The organism is Rhizobium sp. ERR 1071 (assembly GCF_007828675.1).
Classification (GTDB): domain Bacteria; phylum Pseudomonadota; class Alphaproteobacteria; order Rhizobiales; family Rhizobiaceae; genus Rhizobium; species Rhizobium dioscoreae.
Genome location: NZ_VITM01000003.1, coordinates 280,113 through 295,964, shown reverse-complemented (window position 1 = coordinate 295,964; position 15,852 = coordinate 280,113). Strand labels below are relative to the sequence as shown.

Below are 15,852 nucleotides of genomic sequence, written 5' to 3'. Positions count from 1 at the left end.
GAAACGTTCGCGGCCATTCTCTATGCCGGCTGCGTTGTTTCCTCTTCCTTTCCTTGGAAAAAACGCCTATGAACCGGCGACCATGACCCAATTTCGGCTGAGCCTATCGATACGAATTATTGGCCCGGCCTTCCGCGCGCTCTAAGCTGCCGGAAGGTCCGGGTTTTTGGCGTCTCGTTCAAGAGGCGCTTTCCGCCGCCGAAAAATCCCCATATGGCTGCGCCAGTTCAGGCGCAAGACGCCCGAGACACCGAGGCAATTGTCACGACTATGACCGATACCGCTGAAAAGATGGATTACTCCAAGACCCTTTACCTGCCGGAAACCGATTTTCCGATGCGGGCCGGGCTGCCGCAGAAGGAGCCGGAACTGGTGAAGCGCTGGGAGGAGATGAACCTTTATAAGAAGCTGCGCGCTTCCGCCGTCGGCCGCGAAAAGTTCGTGCTGCATGACGGCCCGCCCTACGCCAATGGCCATATCCACATCGGCCATGCGCTCAACAAGATCCTCAAGGACGTCATCACCCGCTCGTTTCAGATGCGCGGCTATGACAGCAACTACGTTCCCGGCTGGGATTGCCACGGTCTGCCGATCGAATGGAAGATCGAGGAAAAGTACCGTGAGAAGGGCAAGAACAAGGACGAAGTTCCGGTGAACGAGTTTCGCCAGGAGTGCCGCGACTTCGCTGCCGGCTGGATCAAGATCCAGTCCGAGGAGTTCAAGCGTTTGGGCATTACGGGCGATTTCGACAATCCCTATCTCACCATGAACTTCCATGCGGAATCCCGCATCGCCGGCGAGCTTCTGAAGATTGCCCGTACCGGTCAGCTTTATCGCGGCTCCAAGCCGGTCATGTGGTCGGTGGTCGAGCGCACGGCGCTTGCCGAAGCCGAAGTCGAATATGCCGATGTCGAGAGTGACACGATCTGGGTGAAGTTCCCGGTGGCTGAAGGCCCGGCGCATCTCGCCGGTGCCTTCGTCGTCATCTGGACGACCACTCCCTGGACGATCCCCGGTAATCGCGCGATCGCATACTCCTCGCGCGTGTCCTATGGCCTCTATGAGGTCACGGAAGCCGCCAATGATTTCGGTCCGCGTCCCGGCGAGAAGCTGATCTTTGCCGACAAGCTCGCCGAGGAATCCTTCGCCAAGGCAAAGCTGCAATACAAGCGACTGGCGGATGTGACCGCTGCCGATCTGGCCGCAGTCACCTGCTCGCACCCGCTTGTCTCGCTCGGTTATGGCTTCAAGGTGCCGCTGCTCGATGGCGATCACGTCACCGATGATGCCGGTACGGGCTTCGTGCACACCGCACCCAGCCACGGCCGCGAGGACTTTGATGCCTGGATGTCGCATGCACGCGACCTCGAAAAGCGTGGCATCTCCTCCGCCATCCCGTTCCCGGTCGATGACGCAGGCTTCTACACCGCCGATGCCCCCGGCTTCGAAGGCGGCCGCGTCATGGACGACAACGGCAAGAAGGGCAATGCCAACGATCTCGTCATCAAGGCGCTGATCGAGACGAACACGCTGTTTGCGCGCGGCAGGCTGAAGCATTCCTATCCGCATTCCTGGCGGTCGAAAAAGCCGGTCATTTTCCGCAACACGCCGCAGTGGTTCGTCTATATGGACAAGGACTTCGCTGACGGTTCGACGCTGCGTTCGCGCGCCTTGAAGGCGATCCACGACACCCGCTTCGTGCCGGCTGCCGGCCAGAACCGCCTGCGCGCCATGATCGAACAGCGCCCGGATTGGGTGTTGTCGCGCCAGCGCGCCTGGGGCGTGCCGATCGCGATCTTCGTCGACGAGCAGGGCAACATCCTGCAGGATGACGGCGTGAATGCCCGTATCCTCGAGGCTTTCGAGCAGGAAGGCGCCGATGCCTGGTTCGCGGAAGGCGCGCGCGAGCGCTTCCTTGGCGAGAAGGCCAACGAGCCCTGGACGCAGGTCATGGACATCCTCGACGTATGGTTCGATTCCGGTTCGACCCACACCTTCACGCTGGAAGACCGCCCGGACCTGAAGTGGCCGGCGGATGTCTATCTCGAAGGCTCCGACCAGCATCGCGGCTGGTTCCACTCGTCGCTGCTCGAAAGTGCCGCGACCCGCGGCCGTGCGCCTTACGATACGGTCGTCACGCATGGCTTCACCATGGACGAACAGGGCCGCAAACAGTCGAAGTCGCTCGGCAACGTCGTTGCCCCGCAGGACGTGATGAAGGACGCTGGCGCCGATATCCTGCGCCTCTGGGTCATGACCACGGACTACTGGGAAGATCAGCGCCTTGGCAAGGCTATCATCCAGACCAATGTCGATGCCTATCGCAAGCTGCGCAACACCATCCGCTGGATGCTCGGCACGCTGGCGCACGATAAGGGCGAAGTGATCGCCTATGCCGACATGCCGGAGCTTGAGCAGCTGATGCTGCACCGTCTCGCCGAGCTCGACGAGCTGGTGCGCGAAAGCTACGACGCCTTCGACTTCAAGCGCATCGCCCGCGCCTTGATCGATTTCGCCAATGTCGAGCTGTCGGCCTTCTACTTCGACGTTCGCAAGGATGCGCTCTACTGTGATGCGCCGTCGAGCCTGCGCCGCCGTGCCGCTCTCGCCGTTATCCGCACGATCTTCGATTGCATGGTGACGTGGCTGGCGCCGATGCTGCCCTTCACCACGGAAGAGGCTTGGCTCTCGCGCAATCCGTCGGCGGTTTCCGTTCATCTCGAGCAGTTCGTCACCGTTCCGGCCGAATGGAAGAACGAGGCGCTGGCCGAGAAGTGGAAGAAGATCCGCGCTGTGCGCAGCGTCGTCACCGGCGCTCTGGAAATCGAGCGCAAGGACAAGCGCATCGGCTCCTCGCTGGAGGCTGCCCCGGTGGTCTATGTCGCCGATCCCGAGCTGCTGAAGGTGCTCGAAGGGCAGGACTTCTCCGAAATCTGCATCACCTCCGGTATCACCATCCTTGGCGAACAGGGGCCTGCGGATGCCTTCCGTCTCGACGACGACGCGAAGGTCAGCGTCGTGCCCAAGCTTGCCGAAGGCCGCAAATGCGCCCGTTCGTGGCGCATCACCACGGATGTCGGCTCGGATCCGGAATACCCGGATGTCTCGGCGCGCGACGCTGCGGCACTCCGCGAGCTTGCAGCTATCAACTGAAGAAAATTGCCGGATGAATTGCCTTTGCGGCGTTCATCCGGTAAAAGCTGCCTGAAAATGGCCAGAATTTTACGGCAGTTGCCGTTGAATGGGGTCCTATTGCGTTTATTCCGGCATGGCTGGGAAGGGTTTTCATGAGAGCGATGCATAAGGTTCGTGTCGGCGTCAGCTTGGCGGCACTTGTGGTTGGCTGCGGCGCCATGTCCGGTTGCCTTAGCAGCCCGACTTACGGCACCGACAAGACGGCCGGCGTCCAGCTCCTCGATGACCTCGGCGATATCGCCTCCGTTTCTGCCGCAACGCCGAAAGACAAGGGTGTAAAATACCCGAACAGACCTGGTCTGGTTATTGGTGGCGACAAGAACACCCTGACTCAGCCGCAGCAGTCGCTGGCCAGCAAGGACAACCCGGCCTGGCTGGAATCGCCGGAAGATGCCCGCAAGCGCCTTGCCGCAGAAGCCGACGAGAAGAAGAACGACGTCAACTATCGCTCGCCGCTGGCTCAGGCCGACAGCGCCAAGAACCATCTGAGCGAAGCGCAGCAGACCGCTGCCTATCGCGCTGCCCGTCAGGACCAGGCTGGCACCTATATCGATCAGCGTCGCTATCTGATCGACCCGCCGCAGCAATATCGCCAGGTATCCGATCAGTCTGCTTTGAACGATCTCGGCACGCCCGAGTCGAAGAAGGAAAAGAAGCGCAAGAAGGATGCCGAAGCCGCACAGCAGACCAACAACAGCAGCTGGTGGAAGCCTTTCCAGTAAAAAGATTTCAAGGCGGCGGCAGCTGCATAATCCTTAAATCGGAATCGATTTAAGGGAAAATTATGCAGAATTTTAAAGTGTTGCAGCGCCGCTTTTTTCAGTCTTCGGAGCGTTTCGCTTGGAAGAAACCTCTGAGGATGTCGGCGGATGCGGTTTCGCCGAGGCCGGAATAGACCTCCGGCGCATGATGACAGGTTGGTTGACGATAGAAGCGCACGCCATTGTCGACACCGCCGCCCTTCGGATCTTCGGCACCATAATAGAGACGGCGGATGCGCGCGAACGAAATGGCAGCGGCGCACATGGTACAGGGTTCCAGCGTCACATAGAGATCGGCGCCCGCAAGACGTTCCTGGCCCAGTTCCTCGCAGGCCAGGCGGATGGCGACGATTTCGGCATGGGCGGTGACGTCATTGAACTCGCGAGTGCGGTTGCCGGCCGCCGCGATGACCTTGTTGTCGAGCACGACGACGGCGCCGATCGGCACTTCGCCACGTTCTCCAGCGCGGCGCGCTTCGACCAAAGCAAGCTCCATGAATTGATTTGTAGCCGCCATTCAAGTTTTTCCACTTAACCGCAAGGGCGTGACCTGATAGGAACACGCGTTAAAAATTCAGGCAAACAACAAATGACGATGAATGACAAGCCCAAGCGGCCTGGGTCTAAACCCTTTGCTGGCGACAAGAAGACGATAAAGCGCGATGGCGCGAAGCCTGCGAAGGCCGCAGCCGTTAAAGCTGCGGAAGCGACCGCGGTCGAGGAGGGAAAGGCCGAGCGCATTTCCAAGGTGATGGCGCGCGCCGGCGTGGCGTCTCGCCGCGATATCGAGCGCATGATCCTGGATGGCCGCGTCAAGCTCAACGGCGTGCTCCTCGATACGCCCGTGGTCAATGTGACGCTCGCCGACAAGATCGAGGTCGACGGCGTGCCGATCCGCGGCATCGAGCGCACCCGCCTGTGGCTCTATCACAAGCCGGCAGGCCTGGTGACCACCAATGCCGATCCGGAAGGGCGTCCAACCGTTTTCGACAACCTGCCGGAAGAACTGCCGCGCGTCATGTCGATCGGCCGCCTCGATATCAACACCGAAGGTTTGCTGCTGCTGACCAATGACGGCGGCCTTGCCCGCGTTCTGGAATTGCCGACCACCGGCTGGCTGCGCCGCTACCGCGTGCGCGCTCATGGCGAGATCGATCAGGAAGCGCTCGACAAGCTGAAGGAAGGCATTGCTGTCGACGGCGTGCTTTACGGCTCGATCGACGCGACGCTTGATCGCACGCAAGGGTCCAACGTCTGGATCACCATGGGCCTGCGCGAAGGCAAGAACCGCGAAATCAAGAACGTGCTCGGCGCGCTCGGCCTCGAGGTCAATCGCCTGATCCGCATCTCCTATGGCCCGTTCCAGCTCGGCGAGTTGCCGGAAGGCCATGTGCTCGAGGTGCGCGGCCGCACGCTGCGCGATCAGCTCGGTCCGCGCCTAGTCGAAGATGCCAAGGCGAATTTCGATGCGCCGCTCTATAACGCCCCGGCCGTGGCCGAGCCGGAAGAGGCGGATGCTGGGAAGCCGGCTCGCACGGCCAAGGAAGAGCGCCCGCGTCGCGAGCGTCCCGAGGATAAGCGCGAGCGCGCCTTGAGCCGTCTGGACACCAAGCGCGATGCCAAGCGTGATGATCGCCGCGAAGGCGGCCACAAGGACGACGACCGGGCGAAGCGCCAGTCGCTCGGCCCGCGCCGCAGCGCCAACGTCTGGATGGCGCCAGGCGCCCGCCCGCTCGGTGAAAAGGCGGCAGCGAAGGCCGCCAAGAATGCAAAGACCACCTTCCGCCGTGGCGAGATTGAACGCCCACAGCGCAGCGGCTTCGACCGTCCAGACGAAGGCCCGCGCGTCCGCATCAATCGCGTCGACGAAGGCGATGGCGAATGGATTCGTTCGAGCGAGGAAGCGCCGCGCAGGTCGCGTGGCGACGACGAGGGCTTCGATCGCAAGCGCTCGCGCGGCGATCGCCCCCAGGGTGATCGTCCCGCCCGTGGGGAACGACCGTTTGGTGATCGTCCCCGCGGCGATCGGGCGTTTGGCGATCGTCCGCGCGGCGAACGCAGTTCTCGGTCGGAGAGTGGTGACCGTCCTCGTGCGAAGTCCTTCCAGGGTGAAGCCCGCTCCGAACGGTCCTTCGGAGATCGACCTGCTCGCGGTGACCGGCCTTTCGGCGACAAGCCTCGTGGCGACCGGCGTCCGCGTGCCGAGGGAGACGAGCGTCCGCGTAGCAAGTCTTTCGGCGGTGAACAGCGCTCCGAACGCCCCCGCGGCGATCGCCCGTTTGGTGATCGTCCGCCCCGTGGTGACCGACCCTTCGGTGATCGTCCTCAGGGCGAACGTTCCTTCGGCGATCGGCCGGCCGGCAAGCCCTTCGGCAAGAAGCCTGGCGGCAAATCCTTTGGCGGTAAGCCGGGCGGAAAGCCCGGTGGCTCGCGTGGCTTTGGCGGCAAGCCGGGTGGCGCAGGTCGCCCATCCGGCGGTCCGCGCGGCGGTTCCGGTCGGGGTGGCCCCGGCAGGGGCGGCCCCAAGGGCGGCAGGGGCTGACGCGCGGTGAGGATCGTCGGCGGTGAGTTTCGCGGTCGCTCGCTTGCAACGCCGAAGTCGAACGATATTCGTCCGACGGCGGATCGCACGCGCGAAAGCCTGTTCAACATTCTGAACCACGCCTATCCCGAGGCCATCGATGGCACGCGGATGATGGACGTTTTTGCCGGCACCGGCGCCGTCGGGCTGGAGGCAGCCTCGCGGGGCTGCCGTCACGTGCTCTTCGTGGAAAGCAGCGTCGAGGGCAGGGGCCTTCTCTGGGAGAACATCGATGCGCTCGGCCTGCATGGCCGCACGCGCATGCTGCGTCGTGACGCGACGGACCTCGGCAGCGTCGGCAATCTCGAACCCTTCGATTTTCTCTTCGCCGATCCGCCATACGGCAAGGGGCTGGGCGAGAAGGCTTTCGCAGCCGCTGCCGCCGGTGGCTGGCTGGTACCGGGTGCTCTGGCGATCCTCGAGGAGCGCGCCGATGTCACAATTGCCGCGCCATCGGATTTCCTGTTTCTGGAGGAGCGAACCTTCGGCGACAGCAAGATGCATTTCTTCCGCTACCAGCCGCTGGCGGCCTGACGGAGGAGGAGAGCAACATGGGCGATTATGCTGATTTCGTCGGCAGCGACTATCCGCTCGCCGCCTCCGGCACGCCGAGCGTCGCAGTCGCCTTCGGCTGCGGCGGTGCGCGCGGTCTCGCCCATATTCATATCATAGAGGCGCTGGACGAGCTCGGCATTCGCCCCGTCGCCATAGCAGGCTCCTCCATCGGCTCGATCATGGGCGCGGCCATGGCCGTCGGCATGAGCGGTGCTGAGATCCGCGATTATACCCTGGCAACCGTCGGTAATCGCCCGGCCGTTCTCAACAAGATCTGGAGCCTGCGGCCGGTCAGCATGCGCAGCATCCGCTTCGGTCAATTCAATCTCGAACGCATTCTGCGCACCTTCCTGCCGCCGGCCATCCCGGAAAGCTTTTCCGAGCTGCACATCCCGCTGAAGGTGGTCACGACCGATTATTACGACCAGGCGGAGGTCGTCATCGAGAAGGGCGAACTCTTCCCCGTGCTCGCCGCTTCTGCGGCCATTCCCGCCGTATTCATGCCGGTTAAGCTCGGAGATCGCGTGATGATCGATGGCGGTATCATGAATCCGGTTCCTTATGAACATTTGGCCGGTCTTGCCGATATCATCATCGGCATCGACGTCGTCGGCGGGCCGGAAGGCAGTGGCCGACAGGTTCCGAACCGTATCGAGAGCCTGTTCGGTGCCGGCCAGCTCACCATGCAGTCCAATATTGCCCTGAAGCTGCGCCTGCAAGCACCTCAAATCTTCCTGCGCCCCGCTGTCGGCCGCACCGGCGTCCTCGATTTCCTGAAGGCGCGCGACATTCTCGCCATGTCGGCCGGCATCAAGGACGAGCTGAAATTCGCGCTCGACCGGGTGATGACCGCGAAGAATTAGTATCCGCCAGTAAGCCGCTGGCTGTGTTTCGCCAGGATTATGCAAACGAAGCGACTAAACCCGCTCCGGCTCTTCTTGTGGCAATGCCACCAGATCGTCGGCGTCGCTGTAAGTGTCGGCGGCACGCTTCGGCTTGACCAGCGGTTCGGGCTTGACCGGGCGCGAATAGAGCATGTCTGTCCCGGCCTGCAGGCCCTCGCTCACCTGTAGTACGAGCCTTTGCTCGTCGCGCTTGCGGATATCCTCGCCGATTTCATAGGCCTCGGCTTCGCTGACGCCAAGTGCTTCCAGGGTGCGGCGGCCGAAGAGCAGGCCGGATTCCAGCGTCTCGCGCAGCTCATAATCCACGCCCTTGTGACGCAGTTCGATCGAGTGAATACGATCATAAGAGCGGACGAAAAGGCGCGCATGCGGATAGTCCGTCTGCACAAGTTCGACGATCTTGTCCGTCACCTCGCGCAGATGCGTGCTGACGACGACGATCTTGGCGCGATCGATACCAGCAGAGCGCAGCACGTCCTTGCGTGTGCCGTCGCCGAAATAGATCCGGAAGCCGAAGCTCGATGCCTGGCGGATGCGGTCGGCGGAGAAATCGATGACGGTCACGTCGCGACCGCTGGCAAGCAGGATCTGTGCGGCGATCTGACCGAAACGCGAAAAGCCGATCATCAGCACATCGGAACCGGCCCCTTCGAAATCCTCATCCAGCTCTTCCTGCGTATCGCCCTTCACCAGCCGTTTCGCCAGCGCGGAACTGAGCGGTGTCAGCGCCATCGATAGTGTCACGATGGCGATCAGCATCGATGCCGTGTTCGCCGAGAAAAGATTGCCGCTGGCGCTGGCCGCGCTGAAGAGCACGAAACCGAATTCGCCGCCTTGCGGCAGCAGCCCCGCGATACGGACGGCATCATTGTGCGGTGAGCCTGCGACCCGGCAGAGCGCATAGATCACGACCGCCTTGATGACCATCATTACCGGGACGGCGAGCACGATCATCACCCAGTTGTCGAGGATGACGTCGAGTTTCAGTGACAGGCCGACTGCGATGAAGAAAATGGCGAGCAATACGCCGCGGAAGGGCTCGATATCTGCTTCCAGCTCATGCCGATAGGAGGATTCGGCCAGCATCACACCGGAGAGGAAGGCACCCATCGCCATGGAGAGGCCGGCAAGCTGCATCAGCGTTGCCGATCCCATGACGACGAATAGGGCGGCGGCAATCATCGCTTCCCGTGCGCCGGTGCGTGCGATCACCTGAAACAGCGGCGTCAGCAGATAGCGCCCTGCGATGATCATCGCTGCCACTGCGCCGATGGCAATGGCGAGACTTGGCAGTGGATTGGCGGTTTCCTGCACGCCGTCGAGAACGGTGATCAGCGCCAGCAGCGGCACGATGGCAAGATCCTGCAGCAGCAGCATCGAGAAGGAGCGCTGGCCGTATTTCGTGTTGACGTCGCCCTGTTGCTCGAGGATCTGCATCGCAAACGCCGTCGAGGAAAGCGCCAGGCCGAAGCCGATGATGATGCTGCCCTTCCAGCCGGCAATGCCCCCGAAATAGGCGGCCACCATCAGCGCAAGTCCGCTGAGAACCACCTGTGCCGTGCCGAGACCGAAAATATCCCGGCGCATCTGCCAGAGGCGGGACGGCTTCAGTTCCAGGCCGATGATGAAGAGCAGGAAGACGACGCCGAGTTCGGCCACGGCCAGCACGGCCTCGCTGTCGCTGATGCTGTGGAGAATCGGCCCGATCACAACGCCGGCGGCGAGATAGCCGAGCACGGTGCCAAGCCCCAGTTTCTTGAAGATAGGCGCCGTGACGACGGCACCGCCGAGCAGCAGCAGGGTTTCAGTGAAAAGCGTATTGGGGGCGGACATCGTCTGTTTCTTTCTATCGGGCAGGCGGTGTTGCGACGCATGATCATGATAAACAACCATGCGTGAAGGGATTAGAACAAGAATCGGCTTTGCCGCCCTTGATGCTTCATGTAGTGCACAATAAATGGAACGCGAAGGAAAGGCCAAGTCATGACCTCTGAAATCGATTCCGCCACTCTGCTTTCCCGTGCCAGCCAGTTGATCGACCTCGCCCGGAAAGCCGGTGCGGATGCCGCCGATGCCGTCGTGGTGCGGTCGAGGGCCCATTCCGTCAGCATCCGTCTCGGCAAGGTCGAAGGCACGGAATCCTCCGAGAGCGACGACTTCTCGCTGAGGGTCTTCGTCGGCAATCGCGTGGCGAGTGTTTCGGCCAATCCCGGCTTCGATCTCAACGCTCTTGCCGAACGCGCGGTCGCCATGGCCAAGGTTTCTCCGGAAGATCCCTTTGCCTGCCTCGCTGACGAAGCGGATCTCGCCAAGAGCTATCCCGACCTCGAACTGTTCGATCCGACCGAGGTCTCCACGGAGCAGCTGCGCGAAGCGGCCCTTGCGACCGAAGCTGCGGCACTCGCTGTTCCTGGCGTCACCAATTCTTCCGGTGCCGGCGCTTCGGCCGGCATGGGCGGCCTCGTGCTCGTCACCTCACATGGTTTTGCCGGCCACTATATGGGCTCGCGCTTCGGGCGCTCCGTCAGCGTCATTGCTGGCGAAGGCACCGGCATGGAGCGCGACTATGATTTCGACAGCCGCCTCTATTTCGCCGATCTTGATGCGGCCGGGGAGATCGGCCGCCGCGCCGGCGAACGAGTCGTCAAACGGCTCAATCCGCGCCAGGTTCCGACGGGCAAGAACGTCACCGTCGTTTTCGACCCGCGCGTCGCCCGCGGCTTCGTCGGCCATATTGCCGGCGCGATCAATGGCGCTTCCATCGCCCGCAAGACCAGCTTCCTGCGCGACAAGATGGGCCAGCAGGTGCTGAAATCGGGCCTCTCGATCACGGACGATCCGCTGATCGTGCGTGGCCCATCCTCGCGCCCCTTCGACGGCGAGGGCGTATCGGGCAAGCGGCTCGTCATGATCGAGGACGGCGTGCTGCAGTCCTGGTTCCTGTCCACGGCAACCGCGCGGGAAATCGGCGGCGGACTGAAGACCAACGGCCGCGGCGTGCGCGGTGGTACGTCCGTATCACCCGCGTCCACCAACCTGGCGCTGGAGCCGGGCGATATTTCGCCGGAGGACCTGATCCGCAACGTCGGAACCGGCTTCTATGTTACCGAGTTGATCGGCCAGGGCGTCAACATGATAACAGGCGAGTACAGCCGCGGCGCCACCGGTTTCTGGATCGAGAACGGCGAATTGACCTTCCCGGTTTCAGAGGTGACGATCGCCTCCAACCTGAAGGACATGTTCATGCGCGTCACGCCGGCAAACGACATCGACCGCGATTTCGGCATCGCTGCTCCGACGCTTGCCATTGAGGGCATGACGCTGGCAGGCCGCTGAGAAACGAGCGGAGATTGGAATTAATCAATGATCGATAGCAAGGCCGGCCAATTGAGCGACGTGAACCTGATCGTGGGTGCCGCGCTCGAGGCGGGCAAGATCGCTCTCGGTTTCTTCCGGCAATCGCCGGAGGTCTGGTGGAAGAACAACGGCCAGTCCCCGGTCAGTGCTGCCGATTTTGCGGCGAACGAAAGCCTTGCCGTCACATTGCGCTCGGCGCGCCCGGACTACGGCTGGCTTTCCGAGGAAACCGACGACGATGCCGAGCGTCTGAAGCACGAGACCGTCTTCGTCGTCGATCCCATCGACGGCACCAGGGGATTTCTTGCGGGCCTGGATCTTTGGTGCGTCAGCGTCGCCGTCGTCACCGATGGGCGGCCTGTGGCGGGCGTGCTCTACGCGCCGGCGCTTGACGAGCTCTTCGTGGCGACGGCTGGTGGGGAGGCCCTGAAGAACGGCAAGCCGATCCGCGTGTCTCAGAGAGTCGGTGATGACATCCATCGGCTGGCGACCGGCGAGGATATGCTGAAGGGCGTCGATCCGGATTTCCGCAAGACGGTCGAGCGGGTGAAGCACGTGCCGTCACTTGCCTATCGCCTCGCCATGGTGGCGGACGGGCGCCTCGAAGGAACGATCGTCAAGCGCAACTCGCATGACTGGGATCTGGCCGCCGCCGATCTCATTCTGGAGCGGGCCGGCGGCGCGCTCGTGGACCTTTCGGGCAATACCCTCAGCTACAATCGCGCCGAAGTATCGCATGACGAGCTTTGCGGCGCATCGGCATCGCAATTACCGGAGTTTCTCCATCAACTATCGAACCGACGAGACGGTTGACCTTTCCGTCAAAATCCCGCAGATGAAGGACGGAGGGGGACGACAGTAGAAAGAGACGAAAATGACTGATACCAGCGGCAAAAAGCAGCTCCTGCACCTTGTCTTCGGCGGTGAATTGGAAAACCTCGAAGAGGTCCAGTTCCGCAATCTCAACGAGCTCGATATCGTCGGCATGTATCCCGACTATGCAAGCGCGCTGGTGGCATGGAAGTCCAAGGCGCAGCAGACCGTTGACAATGCCCATATGCGTTATTTCATTGTCCATCTGCATCGCTTGCTCGATCCGCAGGAAAAAGCGGCATCCTAAGCGCCTCGCACCGAATTTTGCATTTGATATCTCTATCCGGTACAGCCCCGTCGCTTTAAATCCGGTCATGAAGCAGTATCTTTGACACAATAAGAACGAAAATTCGGCTGTTTATTCGGCCGGTTGATAATCGGGATTTGGCATTGATGGTGATCAGCTGGGATAGGAGGCGAACGAAATGAGTAGCCTCAGGGCGCGTCTTGCCTTGAGCGCCTATCGCTTTGGCGGAATCGCAGTCTATCCATTCATCGGGCCTTATCTCGCGGTTCGCGCGGCCAAGGGCAAGGAAGATAGTTCCCGCAAACTGGAGCGCTCGGGTTATGCGAGCGCCAACCGCCCGCAGGGGCCGTTGATCTGGTTCCATGCCGCGAGCGTGGGGGAAACCTCGGCCGTCATTCCGTTGATCCGCGAGATCCGTCGCCGCGACATTCACGTTATCCTGACGACGGGCACGATGACCTCGGCCAAGGTTGCGCAGCAACGTCTTGGCGAAGAGGTCATCCATCAATACGTGCCGCTCGATCTCAAGCCCGCCATCAAGCGCTTCCTCGACTACTGGCAGCCCGATTGCGCCATTTTTGCCGAATCCGAGATCTGGCCGACAACGATCATGGAGCTTGGCCGCAAGCGCATTCCGCAGATCCTCGTCAACGCCCGCATGTCGGATCGATCCTTTGAACGCTGGAGCCGGCATCTCTCGCTTGCCGAGGCGTTGTTTGAAAATCTGGCGCTGGTCGTGGCCCAGTCCGACCTCGACGCCGAACGCTTCCGCGATCTTGGCGCTTTGCAGGTTCTGAAATCGGGCAATCTCAAGGTGGATACGGATGCACCGTCCTATGATGCACCGACACTCGCCGGCTACATGAAGCAGATTGGCGACCGCAAGACCTGGGCCGCGGTCTCCACTTTCGAGGGCGAGGAGGGTGCTGCAGCCTCCGTCCACTCGATGCTAAAGGAGCATAACGGCCAGCTTACCATCATCGTGCCGCGCCATCCCGAGCGCAGCGACGCGATCGAGGCTATGCTCGCGGAACAGGGTCTCAAAGTGGCGCGCCGCACTCGCAACGATATCCTTTCGTCGGATGTCGATGTCTTCCTTGGCGATACCATAGGTGAGATGGGGCTTTATCTGCGGATGACCGAAGTCGCCTTCATGGGCAAGTCGCTGTTCAATGAAGGCGGCCAGAATCCGCTTGAGCCGGCCATGCTCGGCTGCGCGATTTTGACCGGCGGTCATGTCCAGAATTTCCGCGATTCCTATCAGCTGCTCGCCCGCCGCGGCAGCGCCCGCATGGTGCGCGATACCGAGATGCTGGCGCGCGGCGTCCATTATTTGCTCACCAACGACACGGCACGACGCAGCATGATCGATGCCGGCTTCGCAGCCGTGCATGAAATGCGTGGTGCACTGGCAGCAACGGTGAAGGGGCTGGAGCCTTATATCAATCCGCTTTCGGTCAAGGCACGGCTGATGCCGAAGACGATGGCGAACGGATAAGAAGGGAAGGGCATGACAGCGGCCAAGCTGGGAGCGATTGCGGGCATTCTTTTTGACAAGGACGGCACGTTGCTCGACTATGACCAGAGCTGGCTGCCGGTCAATCGTGAGCTCGCACGCATCGCTGCTCAAGACGATCCTATCCTCGCCGATCACCTTCTCTCCGCCTGCGGCATGGACCCGATTTCCGGTCACATTGTGCCCGACAGCCTGCTTGCTGCCGGCAATACCAGGCAGATTTCCGAGGGGCTGGTGGCCGCCGGCTCGAAAGTGGATGTCGCGGAGCTAGTGGAAAAACTCGACGCGCTTTTTGCACATGCAGCCGATTTCTCTTCGCCCGTGACAGATCTCGCCGCCTTCTTCCGGCGCCTGCATGAGCGCGGCTACAAACTCGGCGTTGCCTCCAGCGATAATGAGCGCTCCATCCGCCAGACGGCGCGCCGCTTCGGCTTCATCGACTATGTCGATTATATCGCCGGCTACGACAGTGGCTTCGGCACCAAGCCGGAGCCTGGAATGGTGCTCGGCTTTTACGCCGCGACCGGCCTTTCGCCGGCACAGGTCGCCGTCGTCGGCGACAATAATCATGATCTCCACATGGGCCGCAATGCCGGTGTGGGCCTGACCGTCGGCGTGCTGACGGGCACCGGCTCGCGCGAAACGCTGACAGCGGGCTCCGACTATTGTCTCAACGACATTACCGAGCTGGAAAGCCTGCTCTTGCCTGTGGCGCAATCGGCCTGATCATGGCAATGGCTTGCTTTTTCACGCAATCTGGCCTTTCTTGCCGCTTTGTCGTGGGCACAAGAATAGGGCTGGATTAGACGCATGGTATCGGAGGCCCCACCTTTTTGGTGGCGAAAGCCGGATTGGCGTGCCTGGGGGCTCTTACCCTTTTCGTTCCTGTATGGCCGTATCGCCGGGCATCGCATGGTGAATGGCAAACGGGCTTCCGTGCCGGTGCCTGTTATCTGCGTCGGTAATTTCACGGTCGGCGGCGCCGGCAAGACGCCGACGGCGCTTGCACTTGCCCAGGCCGTGAAGGCGAAGGGGCTGAAGCCTGGTTTCCTGAGCCGTGGTTATGGCGGCTCGCTCGATGTCACCACGATCGTTGATCCCTCGCACCATCATGCCACGGCTGTTGGCGACGAGCCGCTGCTGCTTGCCCGCGAGGCGCTGACGGTCATTGCCCGTCGTCGGGGCGATGGCGCGGAAAGGCTGGTGCGCGAGGGCGCCGACATCATCATCATGGATGACGGTTTCCAGAGCGCGCAGCTCGCCATCGACTATGCCCTTGTGGTGATCGATGCCGGCAGAGGTATCGGCAACGGGCACCTCGTTCCAGGCGGTCCTGTGCGCGCGCCGCTGCGCACGCAACTCCTCTTTGCATCCGGCCTGCTAAAAGTCGGCGAGGGCACTGCCGCCGATCGCGTCGTTCGCCTTGCGGCAAGGGCGGGGAAGCCCTTCTTTTCCGCAAGCGTCAGGGTGCGCGGGCAGGAGGATATGCGCGGCCGCAAGGTACTTGCCTTTGCCGGCATCGCCGATCCCGCCAAGTTCTTCCGCACAGTGGAGACGCTAGGGGCTGAGATCGCCGTCCGGCGCAGCTTCGGAGATCACGAACATCCTGGCGAAGACGACGTCTCCGACATGCTCGACATCGCCTCGCGCGAAGGGCTCGAGATCGTCACCACCTCGAAGGACTACGTGCGCTTGATCGGCCATCATGGCCGCACCGAGGAATTGCTGCAGCGCTGCAGGGTAATTGAGATCGATATGGTCTTTGACGATCCGCTGGCTCCGGCCCTGATTATCGACAGGGCTGTTGCAGCCGCCAGAGAGCGTCGCCTGCGGGAAAAGCGCGGCAAACCGGCTTAGAACTA

General features: G+C 61.8%; 13 protein-coding genes. 11 read left to right on the top strand and 2 right to left on the bottom strand.

From position 1 onward, the window contains the following. Positions 1-270: 270 nt before the first annotated feature. Both ileS and FBZ99_RS11535 read left to right on the top strand, forming a co-directional pair. Positions 271-3,153, top strand: coding sequence for an isoleucine--tRNA ligase (gene ileS, locus FBZ99_RS11540; RefSeq protein WP_145633912.1), 2,883 nt, complete (start codon positions 271-273; stop codon positions 3,151-3,153). A 134-nt stretch (positions 3,154-3,287) separates the two neighbouring features. Next, positions 3,288-3,917 carry a hypothetical protein gene (locus FBZ99_RS11535; protein ID WP_145633218.1) on the top strand — a complete coding sequence of 210 codons (630 nt, stop codon included), beginning with the start codon at positions 3,288-3,290 and terminating at the stop codon, positions 3,915-3,917. A gap of 97 nt (positions 3,918-4,014) precedes the next feature. Here FBZ99_RS11535 and FBZ99_RS11530 read toward each other — a convergent pair whose 3' ends face one another. Next, the gene (locus FBZ99_RS11530) at positions 4,015-4,473 is read right to left on the bottom strand and encodes a nucleoside deaminase (protein WP_145633215.1); all 459 of its coding nucleotides are present in this window, start codon (positions 4,471-4,473) and stop codon (positions 4,015-4,017) included. Between the two features lie 72 nt (positions 4,474-4,545). Here FBZ99_RS11530 and FBZ99_RS11525 point away from each other — a divergent pair, with 72 nt between their 5' ends. Genes FBZ99_RS11525 through FBZ99_RS11515 form a run of 3 tightly spaced genes read left to right on the top strand, consistent with a single transcriptional unit; the run spans position 4,546 to position 7,955 of the window. Further along, positions 4,546-6,498 carry a pseudouridine synthase gene (locus tag FBZ99_RS11525; RefSeq protein WP_145633212.1) on the top strand — a complete coding sequence of 651 codons (1,953 nt, stop codon included), beginning with the start codon at positions 4,546-4,548 and terminating at the stop codon, positions 6,496-6,498. 6 nt (positions 6,499-6,504) lie between these two features. After that, positions 6,505-7,071, top strand: a complete 567-nt coding sequence (gene rsmD, locus FBZ99_RS11520; RefSeq protein WP_113353844.1) for a 16S rRNA (guanine(966)-N(2))-methyltransferase RsmD — start codon at positions 6,505-6,507, stop codon at positions 7,069-7,071. A gap of 17 nt (positions 7,072-7,088) precedes the next feature. Continuing rightward, the gene (locus tag FBZ99_RS11515) at positions 7,089-7,955 is read left to right on the top strand and encodes a patatin-like phospholipase family protein (protein WP_113330958.1); all 867 of its coding nucleotides are present in this window, start codon (positions 7,089-7,091) and stop codon (positions 7,953-7,955) included. A 54-nt stretch (positions 7,956-8,009) separates the two neighbouring features. On the opposite strand, the gene FBZ99_RS11510 is transcribed toward FBZ99_RS11515, so the two are convergent. Beyond that, entirely contained in the window at positions 8,010-9,830 is a 1,821-nt protein-coding gene (locus FBZ99_RS11510) for a monovalent cation:proton antiporter-2 (CPA2) family protein (protein WP_113330959.1), read from the bottom strand. Between the two features lie 150 nt (positions 9,831-9,980). Between FBZ99_RS11510 and FBZ99_RS11505 the strand changes: the two genes are divergently transcribed. From FBZ99_RS11505 to lpxK, 6 genes are all read left to right on the top strand, one after another. Then, positions 9,981-11,333, top strand: coding sequence for a TldD/PmbA family protein (locus FBZ99_RS11505; protein WP_145633209.1), 1,353 nt, complete (start codon positions 9,981-9,983; stop codon positions 11,331-11,333). A 27-nt stretch (positions 11,334-11,360) separates the two neighbouring features. Next, a complete protein-coding gene (locus FBZ99_RS11500) occupies positions 11,361-12,167 on the top strand; it encodes a 3'(2'),5'-bisphosphate nucleotidase CysQ (RefSeq protein ID WP_113420907.1) in 807 nt (268 codons plus the stop codon). Positions 12,168-12,228: 61 nt separating this feature from the next. After that, entirely contained in the window at positions 12,229-12,474 is a 246-nt protein-coding gene (locus FBZ99_RS11495) for a DUF4170 domain-containing protein (protein WP_015338950.1), read from the top strand. Between the two features lie 178 nt (positions 12,475-12,652). Continuing rightward, positions 12,653-13,972: a lipid IV(A) 3-deoxy-D-manno-octulosonic acid transferase gene (waaA, locus tag FBZ99_RS11490; protein WP_113330962.1), complete on the top strand. Its 1,320-nt coding sequence runs from the start codon at positions 12,653-12,655 to the stop codon at positions 13,970-13,972. Positions 13,973-13,984: 12 nt separating this feature from the next. Beyond that, positions 13,985-14,716, top strand: a complete 732-nt coding sequence (locus tag FBZ99_RS11485; RefSeq protein WP_113420906.1) for an HAD family hydrolase — start codon at positions 13,985-13,987, stop codon at positions 14,714-14,716. Between the two features lie 84 nt (positions 14,717-14,800). Further along, positions 14,801-15,847, top strand: a complete 1,047-nt coding sequence (lpxK, locus tag FBZ99_RS11480) for a tetraacyldisaccharide 4'-kinase (RefSeq protein WP_145633204.1) — start codon at positions 14,801-14,803, stop codon at positions 15,845-15,847. The last annotated feature ends 5 nt before the right edge of the window (positions 15,848-15,852 follow it).

What these genes read in the sequence shown, in the direction of transcription:
- ileS (WP_145633912.1), top strand. Translation starts at nt 271, where the DNA reads ATGACCGATACCGCTGAAAAGATGGATTACTCCAAGACCCTTTACCTG.
- FBZ99_RS11535 (WP_145633218.1), top strand. Translation starts at nt 3,288, where the DNA reads ATGAGAGCGATGCATAAGGTTCGTGTCGGCGTCAGCTTGGCGGCACTT.
- FBZ99_RS11530 (WP_145633215.1), bottom strand. Translation starts at nt 4,473, where the DNA reads ATGGCGGCTACAAATCAATTCATGGAGCTTGCTTTGGTCGAAGCGCGC.
- FBZ99_RS11525 (WP_145633212.1), top strand. Translation starts at nt 4,546, where the DNA reads ATGACGATGAATGACAAGCCCAAGCGGCCTGGGTCTAAACCCTTTGCT.
- FBZ99_RS11515 (WP_113330958.1), top strand. Translation starts at nt 7,089, where the DNA reads ATGGGCGATTATGCTGATTTCGTCGGCAGCGACTATCCGCTCGCCGCC.
- FBZ99_RS11510 (WP_113330959.1), bottom strand. Translation starts at nt 9,830, where the DNA reads ATGTCCGCCCCCAATACGCTTTTCACTGAAACCCTGCTGCTGCTCGGC.
- FBZ99_RS11505 (WP_145633209.1), top strand. Translation starts at nt 9,981, where the DNA reads ATGACCTCTGAAATCGATTCCGCCACTCTGCTTTCCCGTGCCAGCCAG.
- FBZ99_RS11500 (WP_113420907.1), top strand. Translation starts at nt 11,361, where the DNA reads ATGATCGATAGCAAGGCCGGCCAATTGAGCGACGTGAACCTGATCGTG.
- FBZ99_RS11495 (WP_015338950.1), top strand. Translation starts at nt 12,229, where the DNA reads ATGACTGATACCAGCGGCAAAAAGCAGCTCCTGCACCTTGTCTTCGGC.
- waaA (WP_113330962.1), top strand. Translation starts at nt 12,653, where the DNA reads ATGAGTAGCCTCAGGGCGCGTCTTGCCTTGAGCGCCTATCGCTTTGGC.
- FBZ99_RS11485 (WP_113420906.1), top strand. Translation starts at nt 13,985, where the DNA reads ATGACAGCGGCCAAGCTGGGAGCGATTGCGGGCATTCTTTTTGACAAG.
- lpxK (WP_145633204.1), top strand. Translation starts at nt 14,801, where the DNA reads ATGGTATCGGAGGCCCCACCTTTTTGGTGGCGAAAGCCGGATTGGCGT.